Here is a 12,859-nt window from a genome sequence, read left to right as displayed (position 1 = left end):
TGGACGAATTTTACCGATAAATGTATCTTTTGTACCCGCATAATTGTCGCTTAATCAGGTTGGGATTACCAAGCAACCAAAATTGATACCTAGATAAGGTACAAATACTCAGAGTATTATTAGCAAAAGGATGCAAAAATTTGATTTTTAAAAAGAGCGTTCTATAACTAAAACCCATTATTAGTAGTCATTGCAAAAGAACGTCATTTCTGAATTCACTATTCTTTCCAAAGCATCAGAATTACTTAATGTTTGGAGTAATCAAATTTAGCCTAAAATGGAATCAGCCGCGATCACTTAGAAGGCCAACTGCTATTTGATGTTAAATGATGAGGTCTTAAGAACTACAGTTTGACCTGGATAATTGCTAAGGGCATCATCTTCCGCGGTGATGAAAAAGCTCGTGGGCTGGTAAGGTGTAACGGTCTTTAATGAACTGGAAAGCATTTTGGAGAATCCTTTTGTGGAAGTTTCTAACTGGCCAAGGTTTTGAACGCCGCTTTGAGTGGTTTCCATCCAAACGACATACACGGCCATCGGAGGTGATAACCTGTCAGGTTCGGCCAGTCGTTTCACATTTAAATCAATGTTGTAATTGTTGTTGTCGCCTTTCTTTACACTGACTGAGCCTTCCGCAGAGGGTACTACTGAAGAGCTTTGAAAAGCAAACTCCTGGGAGCATCCTGTAAATAAGAACACTGTTGTAATGAAAAAGAAATTATATACAAGTGTTAAATTCGTCCTGGTTTTCATGTTATTCTTTATTCGTTGTGACCTGGTAAGGTCGCCATTTCCAACATGTAAAGCCTTACACATATCCCTGTATGTTTTGTGGATTTCACAGGTGTATTCAATGAAAAAATTTGACAATGTATCACTTCCCAATTCAGTAACTAAAGTTTCGACGAAGCATCGAACTTGTCTTTAATGATGGTTGTAATTTTGATATATTATTTGGGAGAATTTATCAAAGAGCGATGTTGTTGCCGGATGATTAAAAGGTAAATATTGCGTATAGATACTTCCGGCAATCCCTGATTTTTTATCAATGAACCAATAGGTGTTAAAAATTCCGCCCCACAGTAAAGTGCCTTCTTTCCGGCCATATGCAGTCGTTTCTGTATCGATTAAGCCTGCTAAACCCCAATTTGAAGTAGGTTTAATTAACCCCTTGAAATTGCAACAAAGGCCCTGCTGGAAATAATTCTGTTCAATGTCCATAGAAATACCTTCCAGCTGTTCGGTAAATAGTTGATTAACGGTCTCTTCTTGTAGTATTCGTTCTTGTTCAAAGATTCCATTATTCAACAAACAGTATAACAACTTTGTATAGTCTTCAGGAGATGAAAACATACCGCCACCACCGCTGTAAAATTGAGTCTCATTTTCAGGAATTCTATCCGGGTACTCAGACAGCTCTTTAGTTCCATCGTCTCCCATATGACCATATGATACAATTTCATTCTTTAGAGAATCAGGGACATTGTACCAGGTTCGGTTCATACCCAATGGTCCTGTTATGTTTTCGCGAAAATATTCTTCCAAAGTACGCCCTGATATTTTTTCGACCACCTTGCCCACCCAATCGGTACTGGTTCCGTATAGAAACTGGCTCCCGGCTTCAAATCTTCTCGGTAAGTCCTCATAATTCCAGTCAGTGGCATCATGCTCTGCCAATAATGAGTCCGTAAAGAAATAGCCAAACCCTGAGGTATGGGTTAATAGACTTCTGAGTGTAATAGGCCTTTTTCCATGAATATATTCCTTTTCGGTTGTCAAAATTGGTATGGATGCCATTTCAGGTAAAAGACCGGTCAGGTCCTCATCTAATTCAAGAGAATCCTTTTCTACTAATTGAAGCGCGGCAATACTCGTAATCAGTTTTGTCATAGATGCAATTCTGAAAATGTTATTGGCTCTGATCGGGGACTCTTCATTCCATATTGCATTCCCAAACGTGTAGGTAATGCTTTCTCCTTCATTATTTACAGCAATGGCAACAAAGCCAGGCAGTTCACTCGCCTTTACTAAGGAATCCATTTGACTGACCACTAATTCCTCTGATGGAAATCGGTTTGCCTCATGCGGATTAGACTGACATGCGGATACTAAAAAAAGTATCCACAGGCAGCGGATTATATTATTGACATTCATATGAAATTAGAAAGGATTTAAACACCTGTAAAGTTGATTATTGATCAGCTCAGTACTGAATAAGCTTAATTAATGCAATACACAAATTGATAATATCCATCTGAATTTCAAAATTGCAGATCAACCTTAGAGCAAGCCTGATTCATATGCGCAAATCATTCGACATGGTCATTTAGCCTGTAGTGTCAGGTAGATTCGTTTCAATCAGTTGTAATTAAACTTCAATTTTGTTGAAAACATTGGCTGTTATCTGGCTGCTTCAATGCACTTCATTCAGACAAACTTTCGTATCTGGAAATTTTTGGGTTTTCCACAACGTATTTAATTACTATTGAATCGCCCGTTTCTGTCTTCGATGAAGAAAGGTTTTTTTCATCATATGTGCCCGTATAAGTATTATTTTCAGCTTCGAACAGATACGTGTATTTATTAGTGAAAATACCATGTCCTCTATGAATTCGCTGTGTTTTTATAACGATTGCTTTGCTTTTCGAAGTTTTCTAATAGTAAGCAGGAGTTGATCCTTGAAGAATAGATATCCAACTGATGCAATAGAAATCGAGGAAAAACAGATTATTAAAATCAATTTTTTAATGCCATATGATGTTTTCGAAATTTTATTGTAACCAGATTTCGTAGGCATAGACCTTTTTGAATTTTAAACTAATCGTTTTGTCTGATATTTAAATGAGCATCTTGCTGTTGTTGTCCTAAACGAAACACCCCCAACCCCCCTAAAAGGGGGACGTATTGTGTGTCACTTTCCGATACATAATTTACAGAACCCAGGATTTTCAAAATAGTCTACTCATCATCTTCTTCGTTATAGTATCCTTCAGCAGGAATAAGGCTTACTAAAAAACAACTGCCGAAAAACACCCATAAATCAATAATGGCGAATAGCAACCCGTACGGTATATTTGTCTGAATCCTAATAAACATTTTCTAAGTTGTGATCTTTCATTTCTAAATAGTCATCAATACAGAAACTAAAGTACGTTTTGCTTAGTAAAACCTTGCAACGCAACATAAAGGACTCATTTTTTACGAAATTTTTCAAAAAATTGCTTAATCCTGCTAAAGGGTGAGAGAGTCTGGTACCAGAGAAAATATCCGAGTATTCCGAAAAAAATCATATAAACTCCTCCGTATGCGGTGTAATCTTTCGTATACCAATTCCGACCTTGAACATACAATTGGTTGACTTCAAACAATATTCCTAAGGCAACCAGAAAAGTTGAGAAAATGAAGCAGAAATATGTAAAAGATTTGTCCATTATATAGACTTATTTCCCAATACAGAAACTAAAGTAGTTATTCCCAAACAAATGGTCAATGTGTGACTCGTTTTGTGAGTTTAATTATGGTATCGAATATCGAGCGAACATAAATGTTTTCGAAGGGATGCTAAAGATTGCTGAACAATTAAAAAATGGCTTTAATTTTCAACGAAGGATGTTTTTTGTCAAATTCTTGGCTAGCACCTGTCCCGCTGGACTTGCTCAATCACGCTGGAAGAGTTACTTTTGTGGGACATTTATAATAACAAATAAAAAATAATTGACGGGAAGATAGTATGAAATTTTTAGGTGGGTTTATTACTGGAGTAATCGTGACATTTTTAGGATTATTCCTATTATTCAAGTCATCTCAATCTGATGTAAACACTCTTAGTCCTGAAGATTCTATACCAGGACTTTTAATGTTTCCTGAAAAAGGAGAATGCTTAACTAAATCGGAACTCAAAATTTTTCAAACCATAAAGCCTAATATGGCTTTGGCAGAATTTGGTGAATTTCCAAACACGACACTTGTTTTACTGGTGAACTATAATGGAAAATCCTATTATGATAGTGAAAAAATTCAAGTTCCTCCGGAGATGTGTGCAAGGCAAATAGGCACATATCAATATGAAACCAAAATGGAAATACATAAAACTGTTCCAGTTGTTTCAATTGAATGAATTAGTTAAATATTGATAATGAGCTACAGAAAGGATCGTGACTCGGCGCTGTATGAGCCTGTAGTGAGGCTTTAGCATCAACTACAGGGGAGTTTCGGCGAGTCACTAGATTTTTTGCTTACTTTTTGATCAATGCAAAAAGTGAGGCCCAGCGGCGAGCGTCTCTATTTCCCAATACAAAACTTTGAAAAAATATTCGCCAGCAGATCATCGGTCGTAATCTCGCCGGTGATCTCACCTAGGTAGTGCAGCGACTGACGAATGTCCATCGCCAGGAAGTCGCCGGTGATGTTATTGTCCAGTCCGTTCAATACGTCCTGCAGCGCCTGCTTCGTTTTGAACAGGTTATCATAGTGCCGTACATTGGTCACAATCGTGTCGCCTGTTTTGAAATCCTCCAGGTGCACAACCTCCAGGATCCGGTCCTTCAGACCTTCCAGGTTTTCCTTTGTTCCCGCCGAGATCACGATGCTGCCCGGTATTTTTTCCAATGCAGTCCGCATTTCAGGTTTCGCAGAATCACCCTTATTTCCGATCAGTAAAAAGGGGATGCCCAGGTTCTCCAGCTTATTCAATGCACGGTGTAATTCAACTACTGTATCATCTTCTAAGTCAATGAGATATAGAATGAGTGAGGCTTTTTTCATCTGCTCTTCAGTACGCGCCACACCGATCTTCTCAATCGTATCCTCGGTATCACGCAATCCGGCTGTATCAATAAACCGGAATACCACACCGCCGATATTCAGCTCATCCTCAATGAAATCGCGCGTTGTTCCCGGAATGTTGGAGACAATCGCTTTCTCCTCGTTCAGCAGGGCATTTAACAATGTTGATTTTCCCGCATTCGGCTTACCGGCAATCACGGTGGGGATACCATTCTTGATCACATTGCCCAGTGCAAAACTGTCGATCAGCGGATTGATGGCCGACAGCAGCTGGTTGATCAGTTTCTTCAGGTCATCGCGATCGGCAAACTCCACATCTTCCTCACCGAAGTCAAGCTCCAGTTCGATCATCGATGCAAAATGGATCAGCTCCTCGCGCAGTGCTTTGATTTGATCCGAGAACCCGCCGCGCATCTGGTTCATCGCCGCCCGGTGGGATGCCTCGCTGTCGGCATTGATCAGGTCCGCCACTGCTTCCGCCTGGGCAAGGTCGAACTGTCCGTTCAGAAAAGCCCGCTGGGTGAATTCACCCGCCTTTGCCAGCCGGGCGCCCTGCTTCAGCAAGAGCTGAATGATTTGGCGAACGATATAGGGAGAGCCGTGGCATGATATTTCTACTACATTTTCCCGTGTGAAGGAACGGGGCGCAATAAAAAGCGATACCAGCACCTCATCAACGATCTTGCTCCCATCACGCAGCGTTCCGAAATGGATAGTGTGGGACTCCTGTTTGGTAAGATCCTTTCCATGAAAAACGTGGTTTGTCAGCTCAATGGCTTCCGGCCCTGATAATCGTATCACTGCAATGGCACCTATACCCGGTGAAGTCGATAATGCCACAATGGTATCCTGATTCATCCGGCAAAGTTAGCTTGAAACAGGTCAATCCACAATTATTGCGTTTGATATGCATAAACCGATAAAAATGATTCAAATGGAAGCACGAGCAATTTTAAATTCTGGATTTTATCGTACATTACTTTCCATGAAAAAATGCGTACTTATTTCACTCGCGATTTTAACGTGTATGGCGTGTGACCCGATCATTTATGCCCCCAGTTCTCAGCACGTTCCTGTTCTTAAAGGTAAAGGTGACATGGAAATCGAAGCTTCCTATGCCGACACCGGGTTTACCCAGGGCGCGGCGGTTGCAGCTGCAGGAGGCGTGGGTGAGCAGGATGGAATAGGTGCCTCATTGAATATTCTGCGGGGTATCGAAAACGATACGGAACAGAGAAGTGCATTAAACTTTTTCGAGGCTTACTATATCCGTCATGGTTTGGTTGGTGAAAACCCCAAATTCGTATGGGCCATTGCCCCGGGGATAGGTTATGCTGGAACAAGGGCGGAGGATGATCAATTAATCGAATTCAAAGCGTCTTTCATCAGACCCTTCGTGCAACCAAGCATTGGGTTTGCCAGTAGAAATTTCGAGGCAATCCTGTCGGCCCGTCTTGGCTATGTTGGTTATCTGAGTGCTAAATCAGAACCCCTGAGCCAGGATTTTATGGAGCTTTTCAAAGAAAATGGGAATCAGGTTATTTTTGAACCTGCACTTACATTGCGCGCAGGCGGAGAGTTTGTGAAGGTACATACACAACTGGTTCTTTCAACGTTCAATTTTGATTATGAGGATGTTTCACAGCTGTTCTTCTATGATAATGCATCTTTTTCACTCGGTTTGCAGTTTTACATTGCTAAGTCCAGGGAATGATTGCCCATCTCTTGAGTTTAAAATCATCAAAACTTCGAAGGATAATTTGATTTTTTATCTGCCCTGCTCATATTGTAGCCCGGAAATAAATCAAATCAAAATAACGAACTAGAACCATGAATAGAAAATTACGAATGGGTATGGTTGGCGGAGGGTCCGATGCCTTTATCGGAGCCATTCACCGGCTAGCGGCCTTTATGGATAACCAGATAGAATTGGTTTGCGGATGTTTTAGTGTGCACCCTGAAGTATCACAGGCATCAGGGAAGCTTTATTATCTTCCTGCTGATCGTGTTTATGACACATACCAGGAGATGTTTGAAAAGGAAGCTAAACTGCCTGAAGGTGACCGCATGGATTTTGTCACCATCGTAACACCCAACTTTGCCCATTACGATCCTGCGGTCATGGCACTGGATCATGGTTTTCATGTGGTTATTGACAAGCCCATCACGCTTACGCTGGAACAAGCTGTAAGTTTGAAGGAGAAACTGGATGAGACTGGTCTGCTGCTGGCACTCACACACGTCTATGCCGGTTATCCAGCCGTGAAAGAAGCAAAGGAGCGTTTCCGCAGAGGAGATTTTGGTGAAATCAGAAAGGTGATTGTTGAATATCCGCAGGGATGGCTTTCGGCCAAACTGGAGGATACCGGCAACAAGCAGGCATCCTGGCGTACCGATCCCAAGAGATCAGGAAAAGCTGGGTGCATGGGGGATATCGGAACACATGCGCATCACCTGGCTGAATACATTACCGGATTAAAAACTACCCAGATCAGTGCAGATCTCACTGCCTTCATACCAGGACGTCAGCTCGATGACGACGGTACGGCCATGCTGCGTTTCAACAATGGAGCCAAGGGCGTACTCATTGCGTCCCAGATCGCAGCCGGAGAAGAAAATGCCGTGAAGATTCGCGTGTATGGAGAAAAGGGCGGAATTGAATGGGCACAGCAGGAACCCAATACACTTTGGGTGAAGTGGACCGATAAGCCTACCGAAATGGTGCGCACTGGCCTTGGCTATATGAGTGACATTGCAAAACACAATACACGCACGCCAGGCGGACATCCGGAAGGATACCTCGAGGCGTTTGCCAATATTTATCGCAACTTCTCACTTACCCTTCGTGCACGCATGAATGGTGAAGAACCCCAGCCCGAATGGCTCGATTTTCCGGATGTGGAAGATGGTATCCGCGGTATGCAATTCATCGACAAGGTAGTGGAAGCCGGGTATGATGACAGTAAGAAGTGGGTGGACTTTTAGTAGTACGTAGTCAGCGCCGTTGGCGTCCGCCTTTTGCGGATAGTCAGTAGTCAGTAGTCAGTAGTCAGTAGTCAGTAGTCAGTAGTCAGTAGTGGCACTATTACGTTTATTACTGCCTCCCGGTTTACTTTCCGGGGCTATGGCGCAGGTAGGAACTCCGTGGAATCGCGGAGTCGGGCCGGGTGCGTGCCGGGAGGCAGGGATCTCCTCATGGAGGTAGGCCGTCCTGTGCCAAAGGCATCCCTTCGGGGTAGGGACGGCATATGGATAACGTCCCCCCTTGAGGGGGGATTAAGGGGGGTGTTCCTGTATCCTGTATCCTGTATCCTGTATCCTGTATCCTGTATCCTGTATCCTGTATCCTGTATCCTGTATCCCGTATCCCGTATCCTGTATCCCGTATCCCGTATCCTGTATCCTGTATCCCGTATCCTGTATCCTGTATCCCGTATCCTGTATCCTGTATCCTGTATCCTGTATCCCCTAAACGCTCGCCTCTGCACCCAACTGCATATTCCTTTTTCGCTGATATAAATGATAAACAAAGGCCATGGCAAAGAATAATCCGGCGACAGATGCCATGCCACCGGCAATGCTGCCGTCGAAGGCAGCGCCCAGGTAATAACCGCCTATGGAAATGAGTATGGCGATGACCACCGTGATCATCATCATGCGGTCCAGGCGATCGGTGAGCAGGTAGGCCGTGGCAGGAGGGGCGATCAGGAATGCTACTACCAGGATAGCACCAACTGTCTCGAATGATGCGACCGTAGTGAGCGAAACAGCCCCCATCAGCAGGTAATGCCATAGGCCGGTTGAAATTCCGATTGCGGCCGCGTACGCAGGATCGAATGTCGTGATATATAATTCCTTGTACCCGATCGTGATGAAGGCAATGACCAGTACGAGTATACCTCCGCTGATGTACATCGCACGAGGTCCCATGATCAAACCGTCGGGAAGGATCCACAAATCAATCGGGACGTAGGCAATTTCTCCGTACAGCACACATTCCTGATCGAGGTCGACCTTGCCCGCGAGTGCGGAAATCAGGATCACACCGATGGCGAACATGACCGTGAAGGTCACCCCGATGGATGCATCCGTCTGTAGTTTCCCCTTTTTATGGAAGAATTCGATTAGAAATGTGGTGAGTATTCCAATTGAACCGGCGCCGATGAGCATGGGGAGTGATTCGCGGGAACCCGTTATCAGAAACGCGATCACAATGCCGGGCAGGACGGCATGGGAAATGGCATCGCCAATCATGGCCATTTTTCGCAGGATAAGAAAACATCCCAACAGGCCGCACGAAATGGCCACGAGAGATCCGGTGAATATGATTTGTAGTGCCTGCATATCAATAGGGGATTTCTGATTGGTGAGGATCTACCTTTGGATAATCAAGCAATTTCTCAAGTCTCGCTTCAAGCTCCGGCGTAAGAATATGCTCGATGGTATCTGCATCATCATGCACATGATCGGGGGCAATCCGCAGGTATTGAGTTAGGTACAATTCCCAGAGACGATGCAGTTTTACAGTTCTCTTTCCTTTATTCATCCCATCTGTGGTGAATGCATAACCAGATGGTGATCGTACAATAAATCCGTCCCTGGAAAGTCGTTTGAGTCCGCTAAGCAGCTCTTCCTTTTCAAAAGACCGCAGGGCAAGCAGGTCCTCCAGTGAGCGGGACTCTTCGAAATTGCCGTCGCGTTCACCCAGGTTATAGAATGTCTTCAGAATATTCTCGTCTGTCATTGAGTGCCGGATCCTGCGGCTGACAAGCAGTCGGTGAAGTATTCCTTTACCAGGTGCGAAGAAGAACGAGAAAAATGCTATGGCCGAAACGACCACAACAATCCAGGGGCCCGTTGGCATGGATGGAGCAGTATAGCTGATAAAGGCACCAGCGAAGCCGCTTACTGCTCCGAAAATGGCAGCCAGGATGACCATTACATGGACATTCTCAGTCCAGAATCGTGCAGCTGCCGCGGGTGTGATCAGCATGGCAGCCATGAGAACGACTCCTACGGCCTGAATTCCAATCACAACTGCCAGAACGGTGAGTGTGGTGAGCACCAATTCAATCGCACGGATGGGAATCCCGATTGTCGCTGCAAAATCTGCATCAAAGGCTAAAATGGTGAGCTCCTTGAAAAGAAAGAAAACAGTTATAAGGAGCAGGAATGCAGTAATGGAAAAGACGATCAGATCCTGACCAATCAGGGAGGCCGCCTGTCCGAACAGGAACGCATCCAGTCCCGATTGCGCCGCATTACCGCTTTTCTGGATAATGGTTAAAAGAAAAATTCCGATACCAAAGAAAACAGAGAGAGTAAGGCCGATTGCGGTATCTTCTTTTATTTTACTGTTGGCACGGACGTAATCAATGATCACAAGCGACAGCCACCCGGTCGCAAAGGCCCCGGGAATGAGTATCAGGGGATTTTTTTCACCCCAAACCAAAAACGAGAGACAAACTCCGGGCAGTACCGAATGGGCGACAGCATCACCTACAAGTGCTTTTTTCTTGAGAAAGGTGAAGGTGCCTACCACCGCCGATGTTGCCGTAAGCAATATGGCGCCGATGACGACATACCGTACGTTCGGGTCGGAAAAGGTGAAGAATGACAAAATATCCTTATCCATGGCTACGGGTTTTCTCTGTGTGGAAAACGTTTCTTTTGCATCAGGTCACCTACATCTGAGAGCAGGGTAAGTTTACCGCCATAGGTTTCCTGGAGAAGTTCCTGTGTGAACGTATCTTTTGTCGGACCATACGCGGTGAGCCGCATATTCAAAAGTATCACCCAGTCGAAGTAAGTCGTTACCGACTGCAGATCATGATGAACCACGATAATGGTCTTGCCTTGCTGCGTCATTTCACGAAGAAGGGTAATGATCGTTTTTTCCGTGGCAGCATCCACTCCAGCGAACGGTTCATCCATCAGGTAGATATCGGCCTGCTGTGCCAGGGCCCTGGCGAGAAATACACGCTGCTGCTGTCCGCCGGATAACTGGGAGATCTGCCTTCCTGCGTAAGCCTCCATTCCAACCTGCCTGAGTGCGTCCATGGCTGCCATCATATCGGCCTTTCGGGGCCGTTTGAATAACCCTAGTTTTCCGTAGCGCCCCATCAGCACCACATCTTTCACCGATGCGGGGAAGTCCCAATCCACCGATTCGCGCTGTGGAACATAGCTTACCCGTTGCCGGATCTCTTCCAGCGGCTGATCAAACAGGCGGATAAACCCGCTCGTATTGGGGAGAAGGCCCATTACTGCTTTGATAAGGGTCGATTTGCCCGCTCCGTTGGGACCTACAATACCAACCAGTTTACCCTCGGGGATTTTCAGATCGATATCCCAAAGGACCGGTTTGCGGTCGTATGCCACGGTAAGATCATGTACTTCGAGCGCTATATTTTTGTTTTTCATAGGAGTGAATCAACAATTGTGTTAACATTCGACTGCACCATTCCCACATATGTGCCTTCTGGAGTTCCCTCGGCACCCATTGCGTCGGAAAACAGGTTGCCGCCGATTCTGACATCAAAACCGCGTTCACGACAACCGGCTACTACAGCATCGATACTGCGCTTCGGAACGGAGGTTTCGACAAAAACTGCCTTTACACGGTTTTCTACAATATAATTTACCAGGTCTGATACATCTTTTAAACCGAATTCCGAAAGGGTAGATAATCCCTGCAGTCCGCGTACAGTGAAACCATAGGCGTCACCAAAATACCCGAAGGCATCGTGGGCGGTAACAAGGATCCGGGAAGAGGGGGGGAGTTCTTCAATGCGCATTCGTACCCATTGATCCAGTTGAGTGAGCTCATTGAAATAAGCATCAGCATTTTGCTTGAAGTACATTGACTTATCTGGTTGAATATCAGATAGTATAATTTCAATAGAGCGTATCGCATCCCGCCAAAGCAGTACGTTAAACCAGAGATGCGGATCATAGGTGCCTGCAAAACCTGCAGCTTCGCGCAGCCGTTCTTCATCCAGGCTTTCGCCAATGGCAATGACCCGTTTCTGGCGCGACAACTTTTCGAGGACTTCACCCATTTTACCTTCAAGATGAACCCCGTTATAAAAGATGATGTCTGCCTCAATTAACTTTTTCAGATCCCCCTGGGTGGCTTTGTAGAGGTGCGGGTCAACTCCCGGTCCCATCAGTGATTCCACACGAACGGAGTCGCCGCCTATGTTGGTTACCGCATCGGCAATCATGCCGGTGGTGGTAACGATGTACAGCTGACCGTCACTGATAACCTGGTCCTGCACCCGTCCGCATCCTGCGAATACAACGATTAGCAGTAGATATGACAGGAATGATTTCATATTCGCACCCTTTGAACCCACAGGTTTCCGGCTACCTGTTGTGAAATGAATATTGTATTGGTGTCGTTCACCCGAATCTCCAGGGAATTGTCGTAGGCCACCTGATCCACAATACGTATGAATGAACCGATAGAGATGCCTGTTTTATCGAGATATTGCAGAAAGGCACTTGATGTATCCCTTACAGCGGTAACCTTACCTGCCTCGCCCGGCCTGAGCTCCAGCAACTGGACCTGCTGTACGTCGGCTATTTCACCGTCTTCGGTGGGAATGGGGTCCCCATGGGGGTCAAATCTCGGGCTCCCCAAATATTCATCCAGGCGTTTTATGAGGAGCTGGGACTGGATGTGTTCCAGTTGTTCAGCCACTTCATGCACCTCGTCCCAGTTGAAACGCAGCTTCTCCACCAGGAAAGTTTCCCAAAGCCGGTGCTTACGGATGATACGTAGCGCCAGCGTGGTTCCCGATTCGGTGATCATTACCCCATAGTACTTTTTATAGCTGATCAGTTTTTTAGAGGCAAGACGCTTTAACATGTCTGTTACAGACGCGGCCCTTGTGTTCATGGCTTCGGCGATGGCATTGGTCGATACCGGTTTGCCCGTCTCAGAGTAAAGATGGTAGATCGACTTCAGGTAGTTTTCCTCGGCGAGGCTTAATTCGATTAACGACATATTCAAATATAGATATTTAGACGAATCTAAAAAATATTTAAGATGTATAAAAATTGATGAATT

Annotated in this window: 11 protein-coding genes; 3 read left to right on the top strand and 8 right to left on the bottom strand. The window is 45.0% G+C overall.

Annotated elements, in window-relative coordinates; all coding sequences use genetic code 11:
- Positions 1–312 precede the first annotated feature (312 nt).
- Both LDX50_RS07135 and LDX50_RS07130 read right to left on the bottom strand, forming a co-directional pair.
- Positions 313–816 carry a hypothetical protein gene (locus LDX50_RS07135; protein WP_225697748.1) on the bottom strand — a complete coding sequence of 168 codons (504 nt, stop codon included), beginning with the start codon at positions 814–816 and terminating at the stop codon, positions 313–315.
- A gap of 108 nt (positions 817–924) precedes the next feature.
- A complete protein-coding gene (locus tag LDX50_RS07130; RefSeq protein ID WP_225697747.1) occupies positions 925–2,154 on the bottom strand; it encodes a serine hydrolase domain-containing protein in 1,230 nt (409 codons plus the stop codon).
- A 1,576-nt stretch (positions 2,155–3,730) separates the two neighbouring features.
- On the opposite strand from LDX50_RS07130, the gene LDX50_RS07125 reads away from it, so the two are divergent.
- Positions 3,731–4,117, top strand: a complete 387-nt coding sequence (locus LDX50_RS07125; protein ID WP_225697746.1) for a hypothetical protein — start codon at positions 3,731–3,733, stop codon at positions 4,115–4,117.
- Positions 4,118–4,281: 164 nt separating this feature from the next.
- Here the strand turns inward: LDX50_RS07125 and mnmE are convergent, their stop codons facing one another.
- A complete protein-coding gene (gene mnmE, locus LDX50_RS07120) occupies positions 4,282–5,643 on the bottom strand; it encodes a tRNA uridine-5-carboxymethylaminomethyl(34) synthesis GTPase MnmE (protein ID WP_225697745.1) in 1,362 nt (453 codons plus the stop codon).
- A 127-nt stretch (positions 5,644–5,770) separates the two neighbouring features.
- On the opposite strand from mnmE, the gene LDX50_RS07115 reads away from it, so the two are divergent.
- Positions 5,771–6,499 (top strand): hypothetical protein, encoded by a 729-nt coding sequence (locus LDX50_RS07115; protein WP_225697744.1) that lies wholly within the window; start codon positions 5,771–5,773, stop codon positions 6,497–6,499.
- Between the two features lie 116 nt (positions 6,500–6,615).
- Entirely contained in the window at positions 6,616–7,770 is a 1,155-nt protein-coding gene (locus LDX50_RS07110; RefSeq protein WP_225697743.1) for a Gfo/Idh/MocA family protein, read from the top strand.
- Between the two features lie 483 nt (positions 7,771–8,253).
- Here LDX50_RS07110 and LDX50_RS07105 read toward each other — a convergent pair whose 3' ends face one another.
- The 5 genes from LDX50_RS07105 to LDX50_RS07085 are packed head-to-tail and all read right to left on the bottom strand — an operon-like array spanning position 8,254 to position 12,796.
- The gene (locus tag LDX50_RS07105) at positions 8,254–9,129 is read right to left on the bottom strand and encodes a metal ABC transporter permease (protein WP_225697742.1); all 876 of its coding nucleotides are present in this window, start codon (positions 9,127–9,129) and stop codon (positions 8,254–8,256) included.
- 1 nt (position 9,130) lies between these two features.
- Positions 9,131–10,420: a metal ABC transporter permease gene (locus tag LDX50_RS07100; protein WP_225697741.1), complete on the bottom strand. Its 1,290-nt coding sequence runs from the start codon at positions 10,418–10,420 to the stop codon at positions 9,131–9,133.
- A gap of 2 nt (positions 10,421–10,422) precedes the next feature.
- Positions 10,423–11,208: a metal ABC transporter ATP-binding protein gene (locus LDX50_RS07095; RefSeq protein ID WP_225697740.1), complete on the bottom strand. Its 786-nt coding sequence runs from the start codon at positions 11,206–11,208 to the stop codon at positions 10,423–10,425.
- Entirely contained in the window at positions 11,205–12,122 is a 918-nt protein-coding gene (locus LDX50_RS07090) for a metal ABC transporter solute-binding protein, Zn/Mn family (protein ID WP_225697739.1), read from the bottom strand. The genes LDX50_RS07095 and LDX50_RS07090 overlap by 4 nt, the downstream gene beginning before the upstream one ends.
- Complete coding sequence (locus LDX50_RS07085) at positions 12,119–12,796, bottom strand: metal-dependent transcriptional regulator (RefSeq protein ID WP_225697738.1); 678 nt, start codon at positions 12,794–12,796, stop codon at positions 12,119–12,121. Before LDX50_RS07085 ends, LDX50_RS07090 begins: the two co-directional genes overlap by 4 nt.
- Between the last annotated feature and the right edge of the window lie 63 nt (positions 12,797–12,859).

Source organism: Fulvivirga sedimenti, assembly GCF_020328055.1.
This window is presented reverse-complemented; position numbering and strand designations above follow the sequence as displayed.